Annotated in this window: 12 protein-coding genes and 1 pseudogene; 4 read left to right on the top strand and 9 right to left on the bottom strand. The window is 64.3% G+C overall.

Features of this window, described 5'->3' with window-relative positions; all coding sequences use genetic code 11:
* Positions 1-296 precede the first annotated feature (296 nt).
* Positions 297-701: a VOC family protein gene (locus CXY81_RS11740; protein ID WP_198411932.1), complete on the top strand. Its 405-nt coding sequence runs from the start codon at positions 297-299 to the stop codon at positions 699-701.
* On the opposite strand, the gene CXY81_RS11735 is transcribed toward CXY81_RS11740, so the two are convergent.
* A complete protein-coding gene (locus CXY81_RS11735) occupies positions 634-1,425 on the bottom strand; it encodes a metalloregulator ArsR/SmtB family transcription factor (RefSeq protein WP_104194930.1) in 792 nt (263 codons plus the stop codon). The two genes, CXY81_RS11740 and CXY81_RS11735, sit on opposite strands and share 68 nt — an antisense overlap.
* A 104-nt stretch (positions 1,426-1,529) precedes the next feature.
* Here CXY81_RS11735 and CXY81_RS11730 point away from each other — a divergent pair.
* Positions 1,530-2,820: pseudogene (locus CXY81_RS11730) on the top strand (MFS transporter).
* Between the two features lie 236 nt (positions 2,821-3,056).
* On the opposite strand, the gene CXY81_RS11725 reads toward CXY81_RS11730, so the two are convergent.
* On the bottom strand, positions 3,057-5,129 hold the full coding sequence (locus CXY81_RS11725) for a glucose PTS transporter subunit IIA (protein ID WP_104194928.1): 2,073 nt from the start codon (positions 5,127-5,129) through the stop codon (positions 3,057-3,059).
* A gap of 320 nt (positions 5,130-5,449) precedes the next feature.
* On the opposite strand from CXY81_RS11725, the gene CXY81_RS11720 reads away from it, so the two are divergent.
* Both CXY81_RS11720 and CXY81_RS11715 read left to right on the top strand, forming a co-directional pair.
* The gene (locus CXY81_RS11720) at positions 5,450-6,049 is read left to right on the top strand and encodes a GNAT family N-acetyltransferase (protein ID WP_198411931.1); all 600 of its coding nucleotides are present in this window, start codon (positions 5,450-5,452) and stop codon (positions 6,047-6,049) included.
* 108 nt (positions 6,050-6,157) lie between these two features.
* Entirely contained in the window at positions 6,158-7,048 is an 891-nt protein-coding gene (locus CXY81_RS11715; RefSeq protein ID WP_158252056.1) for an HNH endonuclease signature motif containing protein, read from the top strand.
* On the opposite strand, the gene CXY81_RS11710 is transcribed toward CXY81_RS11715, so the two are convergent.
* The 7 genes from CXY81_RS11710 to CXY81_RS11680 all read right to left on the bottom strand — a co-directional run bounded on the left by CXY81_RS11710 (position 7,025) and on the right by CXY81_RS11680 (position 10,918).
* Positions 7,025-7,414: a hypothetical protein gene (locus CXY81_RS11710; protein ID WP_104194926.1), complete on the bottom strand. Its 390-nt coding sequence runs from the start codon at positions 7,412-7,414 to the stop codon at positions 7,025-7,027. The two genes, CXY81_RS11715 and CXY81_RS11710, sit on opposite strands and share 24 nt — an antisense overlap.
* 222 nt (positions 7,415-7,636) lie before the next feature.
* Positions 7,637-7,870, bottom strand: a complete 234-nt coding sequence (locus tag CXY81_RS16710; protein WP_104169709.1) for a hypothetical protein — start codon at positions 7,868-7,870, stop codon at positions 7,637-7,639.
* Positions 7,764-8,048, bottom strand: a complete 285-nt coding sequence (locus tag CXY81_RS17540; protein ID WP_146067684.1) for a hypothetical protein — start codon at positions 8,046-8,048, stop codon at positions 7,764-7,766. Before CXY81_RS17540 ends, CXY81_RS16710 begins: the two co-directional genes overlap by 107 nt.
* Positions 8,049-8,454: 406 nt before the next feature.
* Positions 8,455-9,348 (bottom strand): dihydrodipicolinate synthase family protein, encoded by an 894-nt coding sequence (locus CXY81_RS11695; RefSeq protein ID WP_104194925.1) that lies wholly within the window; start codon positions 9,346-9,348, stop codon positions 8,455-8,457.
* Positions 9,318-9,590: a hypothetical protein gene (locus CXY81_RS17050; protein WP_233194142.1), complete on the bottom strand. Its 273-nt coding sequence runs from the start codon at positions 9,588-9,590 to the stop codon at positions 9,318-9,320. Before CXY81_RS17050 ends, CXY81_RS11695 begins: the two co-directional genes overlap by 31 nt.
* Positions 9,583-10,320 (bottom strand): B3/4 domain-containing protein, encoded by a 738-nt coding sequence (locus CXY81_RS11685; RefSeq protein WP_104194924.1) that lies wholly within the window; start codon positions 10,318-10,320, stop codon positions 9,583-9,585. Before CXY81_RS11685 ends, CXY81_RS17050 begins: the two co-directional genes overlap by 8 nt.
* On the bottom strand, positions 10,313-10,918 hold the full coding sequence (locus CXY81_RS11680) for a helix-turn-helix domain-containing protein (RefSeq protein ID WP_199183059.1): 606 nt from the start codon (positions 10,916-10,918) through the stop codon (positions 10,313-10,315). The genes CXY81_RS11685 and CXY81_RS11680 overlap by 8 nt, the downstream gene beginning before the upstream one ends.
* Positions 10,919-10,940: the final 22 nt, after the last annotated feature.

The raw sequence follows: 10,940 nt of genomic DNA, 5'->3' as shown, positions 1-10,940 counted from the left end.
CAGCTGAGAGCGCCACAGGCGGAGCGCCAGGTCGGGTGTCGAACGAATTCGACGGAGATTTTAAGGAATGAGCCGGTTTCCGGGCTGCTTTGGGCCGTTTCGCGCAAAATCTCCGTCGAACTCGTTCACGCTGCCGGCGGGGCGCGCGTACGGTGCGCGGCCGCTGTCGACGGCACGAGCGCGATCGGGCAGGCCTTCGATGCCGCACCGGAGTGCACTTCCCTGACTCGGTAGGTCTGCGGGTGAGCAGAGCATGACACCATGACTATGTGACTTCCGGGACAGATCCAGCGTTGGTGCCTGAACTTCTGGTGCGGGATCTTGAAGCCAGCATCGAGTTCTGGTGCGACTTGTGCGGATTCACGATTCGCTACGACCGCCCCGCTGACGGCTTCGCTTACATCATGCGGGGATCCGCGCACGTGATGCTGGAACGGGCGGGAGCCGGCAGGAACTGGATCACGGGTCCCCTCGAGGTGCCGCAGGGTCGCGGCGTGAACTTTCAGGTGGCCGTGCCCGACGTCGATCCGATCCTGTCGGCCTTGCGAGCGGCCGGCGTTTCACTGTTCATGGCGCCCGAGACGAAGTGGTATCGCGTCGACGACGAGGAAGCCGGTGTGCGCCAGTTCCTGGTCACCGATCCGGACGGCTACCTGATTCGGTTCCAAAGCCCACTCGGCCGCCGGCCGGTAGTCCGGTAGTCCGATAGGCCGGTAGTTCGACGGATGTGCGCCCGGCGGCCGCCTCGGCGGACACCGGCAGATTCGCCAGTCGCCATTCCAACATCCCCTCGTTCAATCGCGTTGCGCGGCGGCCGCTCCGGCGCAGCACGGCCATGGCCTCGTAGGCAAGCACGCAGTACTTGCTGCGGCAGTAGGCGACAACCTCGCGGTCCGTCGGCAGTTCACTGAGCCGATAGCTGAGTTCCTCGAGGGGGATGGAGAGGGCGCCGGGAATGTGCGCAGCGTGGTATTCCTGCCGTGGCCGCACATCCAACACGGTGATAGTCCCGGCCGTCGCGCGTGCGAGAAGCTCTTCCCTGGTGATTTCCTCGTGCGCATCGTCACCCGCCGCTTCGGAGTCATCGAGACCCAGATAGGCGATCCGGATGGATTCGACGTCTGCGAGATGGGTCTGCGCGACGCTGCGCACCAGGCTGTAGAGCCGGGCGACGTCATCCCCGGCGAGTCGGTAGTGAATCCGGGTGCCCTCCCGGCGAGTGCTGACCAGACCCGCATGTTTGAGGGTTTGCAGGTGGGCGGATGCGCTTGTCAGACCCAGGCCGGCCGCGTTCGCCAACGATTCCACCGTGCGTTCGCCCTGGGCGATCAGGTCGACCAGCTCAAGGCGCTTGCCGCTGCCCAGCGCCTTGCCGACGCGGGCAAACTGCTCGAACAGCGCCGATTTCTTTTCTCGATCGCCCATCTTTTTCCTTTCGGTTCCCTTCACACTAGCATCATCTGATAATCCATGGTTTTATGGAATATGATTCGGGCCCGTGTAGCGGCTCTCTCGCTGGAGAACGGACTATGAGTCAGACCCCGAACGCCGCAGACCAACCCAAAGGCGTGCGCCGCGGCATCTTCCTGGGCCTCCGGCAGAACTTCCCCCCAGTTCTTGTTGCTCGTCGCGGTCAACGCGCTGGTCGGCGGCACGCTCGGCCAGGAACGCACTGTGCTGCCGCTGCTGGCGGACGAGGTCTTTCAGCTCGACCGCTATACGGGCGCGCTGACCTTCATCCTCGCCTTCGGCTTCGCCAAGGCCGGCACCAACTATTTCGCCGGCACCTTCTCCGACCGCTACGGCCGAAAGCCGGTGCTGGTCGCAGGCTGCCTGATCGCCATCCCCGTTCCGATCCTGCTCATCCTGGGCCCGACCTGGGGCTGGATCGTCGCCGCCAACGTGATCCTCGGGATCAGCCAGGGACTGACCTGGTCGACCACCGTGGTCATGAAAATGGACCTCGTCGGCCCGAGCCGCCGCGGCCTGGCCATGGGCTTCAACGAGGCGGCCGGGTACCTCGGAGTCGCCGCGACGGCACTGGCCACCGGCTACATCGCGGGCGAATACGGGCTTCGTCCTGGCCCGTTCCTGCTCGGCGCGGTTTTCATCGCTCTGGGCCTCGGTCTGTCGGTCATCTTCGTGCGCGAAACCCATCAGCACGCCAAAGTCGAGGCCGTCAACCACCTGTCTGTTCACGCCCACGCCGGCTCCCTCAGCAATCGCGAGGTGTTCACCCTGACCAGTTTCCGGGACCGGTCGCTGTCTTCGATCAGCCAGGCCGAGATGGTCAACAACCTCTACGACGGCCTCGCCTGGGGGCTCTTCCCCATTCTGTTCGCCGCCGCCGGACTCAGTATCGAACGCATCGGCATCCTGGCCGCCGTCTACCCGGCGGTTTGGGGAGCCGGGCAGTTCATCACCGGAGGGCTCTCCGATCGGATCGGCCGCAAAGGTCTGATTGTCGGTGAGATGATTGTGCAGGCTGTCGCCTTAGGGCTGGTCGCCGCCGGGGACAGCTTCGGGGTCTGGCTGACCGCAGCCATCCTGCTCGGCGCCGGCACCGCCATGGTCTACCCGACACTGCTCGCCGCGATCGGCGACGTCGCCCACCCCGAGTGGAGGGCCCGCTCGGTGGGTGCGTACCGGTTGTGGCGTGACGGAGGCTTCGCCGTGGGCGCGTTACTGTCCGGGCTGCTCGCCGACGCCTTCGGTATTCCTACGGCGGTCGCCGTGGTCGCGGCGCTGACCGCGGCATCCGGACTCGTCGTGGCCTTGCGCATGCGCGGAGACGACCATCTCCGTACCCGCAGCCGATGAGCCGTGCCCTTCGCTCCTGCGCACGCACCAACAGTGAACCCACGATGAGGCTCGCGGTCTCCTGAGTGCCGAATTGCTCGTTCGTTGACCACAAGAATGTCGATTCCGTCGACGTTCTGGCCGATGAACGGTCGTTTTCTAGTCGGTGGAACGAGGATGGTATACCCCCGGGTTATGTGAGCGGCAGGAAAAAGGTAGGCAGAAAATTCTCTGCCCACCTTTTGACCTGAGGTGTCTTATTTGGCGGTGACCGTGATGAGAGGGCTTCCGACCTCTACATGGCCAGACGCTGCCTGGTCGACCGATCCGAACTTCTTGGGGTTCGTCACGAGCACCGGGGTGACCAGCGAGTAGCCGGCATCCTCGATCACCTTGCGGTCGAAGGTCACCAGCGGGGTGCCTGCCTCAACGCGGTCGCCCGCGGCCACCTTGACCTCGAAGCCCTTGCCGCCAAGGTTCACGGTGTCGATACCCACGTGAATGAGCATTTCAACACCGCTGTCGAGTCGCAGCCCGAAGGCGTGACCGGTCGCCTGAGCGACGAGAACCTTGCCTGCTCCAGGGGCGTACACGGTGTCCTCGGTCGGATCGATTCCCACGCCAAGACCGACGATTCCCTTGCTGAACACAGGGTCCGGCACGTCCGTCAGCGGAACGACGATACCGGCGATGGGCGAACCAATCGTGGCCAGGACCGTGGCGGTGGCGGTGGCGGTGGCGGTGGCGGTTGCGGTCCCGGTGCCTGTTCCTGAGCCTGACGCACCGGCAACAACCGGGGCTGCGATGTCAGAGTCGGTTGCAGCTTCTTCGCTCGCTACGGTTTCCGCAGCCAGAGCCTCGGCGAATTCCGCCTTCTGCTCCGGCGTCTTATAGCCGGAGAGGATCACGAGGATCATCGCGGTGAAGAACGACGCGGTGATGGCGCCCGCGTACAGGGGAATGTTGTCGAACGCGGGGATGGTCAACAGCGAGGTGAAGACGAATGCGCTGGTCTTCACGCCGCCGCCGAGGCCGAGGATGACGCCGCCGACCAGGCAGCCCACGAGCATCCGTGGGTAGATGCGCTTGAACCGAAGGTGGATGCCATAGAGCGAGGGTTCAGAAATACCACCCAGCAGGCCGGCCGCGAGCGCGCCCGTTGCGGTCTGCTTCATCTGACGGTCCTTTTCGCGGATGGACAGGAACAGCACGCCGGCAGTTGCACCGAAGCACGCGAAGTTCCACGCGCCCATGGGGCCCTGGATGAAGTCATAGCCGAGGGACTGGATGTTGAGCAGCATGATTGCGTTCAGCGGCCAGTGCAGGCCGAGCGGAACCATGAACGGGTAGGCCAGCGGGATGACGACAGCGAAGATGAACGGCGAGAAGTCGTTGATCGACTTGAGGAAGTTACCGAGTGCGGCACCGCCGTACACGCCCATGGGGCCGATCAGGAAGGCGGTCAGCGGGATCATGATGAGCATGCAGAAGAACGGCACGAAGATCAGCTGAACGCTGGACGGAATGATCTTCTTCAGATACTTGGTCAGCAACCCGAGAACGACCGCCATGATCAGCGGCGGGAACACCTGCGAGCTGTAGTCGGTAACGGTCAGAGGCAGTCCGAAGATCTGCACGACTGCTGCCTTGCCGCCGAAGACGGTCTCTGCTCCGTCGGTGAGTCCCAGCGCGTTGAAGCCGGGGAGCATAACGACGGCCATGATGGCGAAGCCGACCCAGGGGTCAGCGCCGAGCCGCTTGGAGGCGTTGTAGGCGACCATCAGCGGAAGGAAGACGAAAACGCCCTGCCACATCAGGTTGATGAACGCCCAGGACGGGTCGAGGGTGACGCCTGGTGCGTTCCACGACGGGATGACCCCGAGGGTTGCCATCAGAGCCATGAACGTGATGAACAGGGATGCGCCGAGCAGCGCACCCAGGATCGGGCGGAAGGAGTCGGACAGGATCTCGAAGAACGTGTCCAGCCCGGAGAACTTTCCGCGCGGGCCCTTCGCGCGTCCCGCGGCCTTCACATCGGCGATGGTATCGCCGGTGCCGGTGCCGTGGTCGCCCGCATGCTTCTTCATTGCGGGAAGCGCCATAATGTCGTTGTATACGGTATCTACGGATCCGCCGACGACGATCTGGTAGCGATCGCCGGCCTGCGGAACAGCGCCGAGAACCAGAGGCAACGCTTCGACGGCCGCTTGGTCAATCCCCGATGCATCCTTCAGCGTGAAACGTAGCCGGGTGGCACAGTGGGTGAGGCCGACGATGTTTCCGGCCCCTCCGATACTTTCAATAATGTCTGCAGCGGGTTTCGATGCCACCTTGGACTCCTTCTGGTGTTAATGCGGATTTTAATGATTCCGCTTGTTACGGCTCAGCGCGAACCACGCTGGCTGGCTGAAGACCGTAATGGTCTCCACGCATCGTTAGCAACGATAACGGTTTTTTGGACACACTTAAGCATAAGGACACCGCCGGCCGTGCGCGGAAGGAATTATGCCGTCGCGAGTCAGCGATGAGTCGGTACCATCGCGGGATGGGGAACCACGAAACACATCCGCCGTCGCGAGCAGTCTTGTCCAAACCAATTGAAGACCTGTGGCCACCTTTCGGGCTGAAAATCACCTGCGGCCCCGTTACGTTGTCTCCCGTTCGCGACGCTGACCTACCCGAACTCGATGCGCTCGCTGCGGCAGGCATCCACGCGCCGACGGAGATGCCGTTCTTCTTCCCGTGGACCGTAGGTTCCCCGGGCGAGATCCGGTTGCGACTCATGCAATACCACTGGGCACAACGAGCCGAGATGTCGCCGGCGGCCTGGTCGCTCGAGACCACGGTTCGCTTCGACGGTGAGATCGTCGGTTGCCAGAGCATCTCAACCAGGGACTACCTCGTCACGAGAACGGGGGAGACGGGCTCATGGCTCGGCATGAAGCACCACGGCCGCGGGATCGGTACGCGCATGCGTCAGACTCTCTGCGCATTCATGTTCGATCACCTGGACGCCGCCGAGGTCACCTCAGCGGCATTCGTTGACAATCCCGCGTCCCTCGCGGTGTCGAGAAAGGTCGGTTACCGGGAGAACGGAATCGGTCGCCTGAAGAGGCGCGACGGCGAGATGGTCTTGAACCAGAAACTGGTTCTGACTGCCGACACCCTGAACCGCGCCGAGCCCGAACTGAAAGTCGAGGGCGCACTGCAGCTCCGGGACTTCCTCGGCCTGAATGGTCGCGATCAATGATCAGGGCTTTTTCCTCCACATTGTGGGTGTGATCGGGTTATCCACAGGGTGCGTGTAGGTGGGCGGATGCCGCGGGCAATGTCGGTGGGTGCCCGTAGCGTGTGTGTCATGAAGCCCTCATTTATTGAAGAGCAAGAGGCTCTCGGGGAGCATTTCGAGGCGATCGCGGAGGCCGAACTGGCCTGCACGATTCGGGTGCCGCGCCGCACGGCCGAGAACCTGATCGCGGAGAGCCGCGCCCTGGCCGGCGAGCTCCCGGCCACCCGGGCCGCCCTCGAGGCCGGCGAGATCAGTTACCAGCACGCGAAGGTGGTGATCAATCAGGCCTGGTCGGTTCCCGACGAGGCCAAGGCGGCGTTCGAGGCGGAGGTTCTGCGGTCGGCGGGCACGGTGACGGCGTCGAAGCTGAAAAACCGGGCCCGGCTGCTCCGGGAGCGCCTGCATCCGGAGACGATCCGGGCCCGGCACCAGAAGTCCGTGCGCGACCGGGCCATGTTCTTCGAGCCCGAGCCCGACGGTATGGCGTCGCTGACCCTGTACGACAGTGCGGAGAAGGTGGCCGGTGCCTACGAGCGGGTGATGCTCGCAGCGTTGAGCCTGCAGGGGCCGGAGACGGGGGCGGTGCTGTCGGTAGGCCGGGACCGGTACGCGGTCCCGGAAGACCTGAAACGGTTCCTCCGGGTGCGAGACAAAACCTGCCGGTTTCCGGGCTGCAACCGGTCGGCGGCGCATTGCGACCTGGACCATTCCCTGGATTGGCAGTTCGACGGCCTGACCGCGCACGACAACCTCGCGCATCTGTGTCCGGCGTGTCATGCGTTGAAGAGCGAGACCGGGTGGCGGGTGTTGCACCTCGGTGGCGGCACGCTTGAGTGGACGTCGCCGACCGGGCGCACGTTCGTGAGTGAGCCGGCCACGGTCATCCGCTCGGTGTCGACCACACCGTCGCCCGCCCCACCCGGCCGGGATGCCCAGTCAGGGGTGCCCACGCCGTTCTGAGGACGCGCGCGGCAGATACGCGAAACCGACCAGGAGTGCACCCGCGAACCATCCGCCGGGCGGAGCGCCCACCGGTAGCCACAGGAGAAGCACTGTTCCGACCAGGATCAGTAGTCCGGCGAGCACGGCGAAGAGACGCATCCCGTAAAGGAAAACGAACGGCAGATAATGCGCACCGACGATGATCATGCTTGCCGGGAAGAACAGGTTCGGTTCGGTCAGTCCCAGGGCAACGGTCACGAGCATGCCCGAAGGGACGGTGAATGCGATCTGCGTCGCGAGCGCCGCCATCGGATGGCCCTTGGGCAATGCCGCTGGCCCACCGGCGGTTCGAAGCGTGAGCGTCGTCAGGGGAAAAATCAGCATCCCACCCAGGAACAGCGTTGCGATCGATGCGCATGGCGACAATCAAGTCGCCACGGCCGCCGCGATCAGCCACAGTATGCCTGAAACCAATTGACCGACGAAGCCGCCGCGGTAGACACGTCGAACGTGCGCCTGAGCCTCATCAATCCGCACAACGGCATCGTCCCACGGGTCGGCCGCTGGCCTGTCCACACGCTTGCTGGTCGGGCGTGACAGACCGGGTCATCCCGTTGTCTTGTCAGGTCCGAACGACGAGCAGAGCACGTCGCGCACCAGCTGTGCGGTGGAGGCGATCTCTCGTTTCGTGATGCCGTACTCGCGGGCGGACTCGGTGCGAACGACGGCGGCCTCACGGCGAGCGGCACGCACTATGAGCACGGTGTAGACGACGCCGACGAGTAGCAGGATTCCACCGTCGAGCCGCGTGAGTAGCCCATCCCCGGCGAAGATCAACATCAGAGCGGATGCGCCGACGATCGTCGGCAGAAATGGTGCCGACCGCGACCACCGTGACGCCGATCACCATCGGTGAGATCCCAAACCGAGCCGCGAGGCGGGTGCCACTGCGCACCACGAGTTCCGCGCCGCCGATCAGAGCGAGCAAGCCGATGACGAACTCACCCAACCCAATCATGCGTTGAGACTACTCACGGACCTTGCCCGGGCACCCAAAAACCGGTGAGGTTGACGCGTGGTGCGCATTAGGGCTCATGATGAGAAAATCGCTCACCCGGACCCATCCCTCCGGTGTCTGATCGCCGAACGCGGCCGGGCGTCTGCGAGCATGAGTGCATGGACTTGGGTAATGAGGCAACGATCGGCGGGTGCTGGTTTGCGCTGACACTCGTGAATGCAGGGCTTGCTGAGTCGAAAGGACGCGGTTGACTGCTCTGGTGGTTGTTATCCCTTGTCCTTGTGCCGATCGCAACTTTCCTCATCGTGGTGATGCCGCGCGGCGATCTCCGATTCTGAAGTCCAAGATTCATCCACCTGTTCGGTTCGGATGGCGGCGAAGAGCCCGAGGCGCATCGTCACGGTCGTCAGTTTCGTAAGTCGAGATCCTCGACGAGGTGGGCGACTCGCGTGCGTGCTGCCACTTTCAGGCCGCGGATGGGGCGCGGCAGCGAGGCGGGAGGAACGAGCCCCAGGTGTTCCGCGATCGTGGCCGTCACTCGCAGACTGCCGTGAGCGGCGAACATCTCCCAGAGCGGCTGCAGACGCTGCGATTCAGCGTCGGCCGCAGCGGTATCTCCTGCTTGTGCTGCGCGGGTGATCGTGAGGGCCAGTGCGGGGAGTGTGCCGCCGATCACCGAGTACCAAACCTCGCATCCCGCATTGAGCCCGGTCGCGGCCGCGCTGTCCCCAGAGATCCCGACGGTGACGTGCTCGGGAACGAGCGAGCGAATCGCGTCGACACGGGCCCGTGCTTCATCGGGAACGGTGGGAAGGCCTGGAATCTTGATCGACGTCACGTTCGGCAGGGTCCCGATGCGTGCGTACAGTTCGTCGGAGAAGGTGAAGTGGGTTGTGCCCGGGTTGTCGTACACCACAAGCGGAACGGAGAGCCCCGCCGTGACGTCTTCGTAGAGGCCGAACACGTCGTCCTCGGTGAGTGTCTGATACGACATAGGGGCAAGGAGCACGCCGGATGCCCCCGCGTTCTGGGCGTCCTCGGCCAGTGCTTGCACTCGAGAGGTGCGCAGCGCGCCGATGCCGACCATCACGGGGGTGCTTTCCGCAGCCTGAACGGCGGTGTCAGCGACGAGGCGGCGCTCCTCACGGTCGAGGTAGGCATGGGAACCAGTGGAGCCGAGCGCGGTGATCGAGTCGACGCCGGCGGTGCTCAGCTGCGTCACGAGACGTGCATACGCATCCTGCTGGAACACGTCGTCGCAGAGGGGTGTCAGCGGGAAGGCGTTGAGTCCGGTGAACATGTGGGGGCTCCTGTCTGGGACACGGGTGCGGGAACACGCGGTGCATCCCGTTGTGCGGCGGCTCCGGCGAGAACGACGAAGATGATCGCTCCGGCCATGAGGCGCAACCACGCCGTTCCGGCAGCACCGACTGTCGCGATCAGGTCGACGGAGAGCGCCGAGCCGAGCTGAACAGACAGCATGGCCGTGACAGCAAGCGCCGAAGCGGGAATCGGGATGCTGCGTTGGTTCATGTCAGGCATTTCCGGACAGTGCGTTTGCTCCGAGCCGGCGCTGCGCGACCTGAACGTTCGAGCCGAGACGAGTGAGCTCCCACTCGAGCTCCCGAGCTGCTGCCAATAGTGCGTCGTCGTCGAGCGGTTCGAGTGCGTCGAGGATGAACAGGGCGCTGGTGGTGGTGTCGGTGAGCTGGGTGCGACGTGCTTGACGCCAGTTCCAGCGTCGACACGTCACACCGCCCGCGTCGGTCCACACGACCTCCCCGGCGTCGGGATGCTCAGTCACGGATGTGCCCTCGGACATGATCTCGAAAGGTTCCGACCCGGTTGCGCGGATCAGGCGTGGTGCTCCGACGTAGTGCGCCAGGTCCTCCCCGCCGAGCGGCACCACGTGCAGAATCGAGATTGCGTTGTACAGGTCCGTGAGTCGATTCACACGGGGCAGCCTGGATGCCGCGCGGCGCATGAGCGCCTCCAGACTGTTGCGGGTGCGCTGCGGCTTCGCACCGAACGCCCGGTACGCCTGGCGCCACGCGGCAATGTGCGGAACCTCCTCGACAGCCTGTTGCTGGAGAGTGGAGCGGGCGGCCTCTTCCGCCGCGAGGAGCAGCGCCTCGCTTGCCTCATCACTCGGGCCGGGCTCGAGTCCATCGACAGCGACCAACACCGCCCGGTAGTCGGGCCGTAACGCAAAGACGTCATCGTCGACTCGGGCGGCGTCGAGGAACGTGTTCAAGGCCGTCTGCTCAGGCATCAACGCGTTCCGTTCGGGTAGCCGAGCCGACGCCCGGGTCAAACACTGTCAGTGAGAATCGTGCTGCGTGCGGGCCGGCGTTGACGTAGGAATGGGCTACGTCGCCGGGGAAGGAGAGCGCGTCGCGATCGTTGAGCGTGATCGTCTGTTCTCCCGACGAAATCGAGATCGTTCCCATGTGCACCTGCACGAGCTTTTTCGTGCCGGCCGTATGCGGTTCACTCACATGTCGATCGCCTGCTTCGAGGGTCCAGTCCCACAGTTCGACGACGTTCGGCGGTATAGTCACCGCGACGAGCGCTCCGCGCCCGCCGTGCGCGCCGGTCCACAGCACCGCGCCCTTGCCCCTTCGGATGACTTTCATCGGCTTCGATCGGGGCGGTTCGACCAGATCGGGGAGGCCCACGCCGAGGGCGCCACTGATCCGGAGCAGTGTCCCTACGCTCGGGTTCGCGGCACCCTGCTCGATGTTGACCAGCATTCGGCGACTCACCCCGGTTCCTTCCGCCAGCTGGTCAAGAGTCCACCGACGTTGTTGGCGTTCGTGTTTGACGCGTACACCGATGGCGGTCGCAAGTTCCGCAGCACTTTTTTCCACAAGTGCACGATAGTGCACTATT

Source organism: Cryobacterium sp. M25, assembly GCF_002929635.1.
Classification (GTDB): Bacteria; Actinomycetota; Actinomycetes; order Actinomycetales; family Microbacteriaceae; genus Cryobacterium; species Cryobacterium sandaracinum.
This window is presented reverse-complemented; position numbering and strand designations above follow the sequence as displayed.